A 281-nucleotide genomic window follows, 5' to 3' on the forward strand; every position below is an offset into this window, starting at 1 on the left:
CACACTACCATCGGCGCTACGGCGTTTCACTTCTGAGTTCGGCATGGGGTCAGGTGGGACCACCGCGCTACAGCCGCCAGACAAATTCTTTTCTAAGTGCCGAACTTTAACCGAAAAACTGGTGCTGATACCCAGAGTCGAACTGGGGACCTCACCCTTACCAAGGGTGCGCTCTACCAACTGAGCCATATCAGCACACTAAATTTGATGCCTGGCAGTTCCCTACTCTCGCATGGGGAGACCCCACACTACCATCGGCGCTACGGCGTTTCACTTCTGAG

Annotated in this window: 1 tRNA gene and 1 rRNA gene; both read right to left on the bottom strand. The window is 54.8% G+C overall.

Going from position 1 to position 281, the window contains the following annotated elements:
* Window positions 1-81 (bottom strand): 5S ribosomal RNA (rrf, locus tag OGV77_RS00040); the annotation flags it as partial.
* A gap of 38 nt (window positions 82-119) precedes the next feature.
* Window positions 120-195 (bottom strand) — tRNA-Thr (locus OGV77_RS00045).
* Window positions 196-281: the final 86 nt, after the last annotated feature.

This window comes from Citrobacter sp. Ce129 (genome assembly GCF_030334545.1).
GTDB classification, from domain to species: Bacteria; Pseudomonadota; Gammaproteobacteria; order Enterobacterales; family Enterobacteriaceae; genus Citrobacter; species Citrobacter europaeus.